Genomic DNA, 259 nt, shown 5'->3' with positions numbered 1-259 from the left:
AGCTTCATGAAGGGGTCAGGATCCAAACCGGCACGTCTGGCGTTGCCGATGTTGCCGATGTTGCTGATGGCGTTGAGCGCGTGCAGCAACACCACCACGCCGCAGAATCAGCCGCCGTTGCTGGTCGACAGTGAACTCGGGCGGCCGCTGGCCAACACTCAGCGCAGCGGCGACGCGGTGCTCGACCGCGAGCGCGCACAGGCGCAGGCGCGACCTGTGCCGAAGCCATTGCACAACATCAGCAAGAGTGCGCGCAGCG

1 pseudogene is annotated in these 259 nt (G+C 65.6%); it reads left to right on the top strand.

Features of this window, described 5'->3' with window-relative positions:
- Positions 1-6 precede the first annotated feature (6 nt).
- A pseudogene (locus ACWR1S_RS30995) lies at positions 7-259 on the top strand (type II secretion system secretin GspD); the annotation flags it as partial.

It is taken from the genome of Pseudomonas sp. AIG, from assembly GCF_977020205.1.
This window is presented reverse-complemented; position numbering and strand designations above follow the sequence as displayed.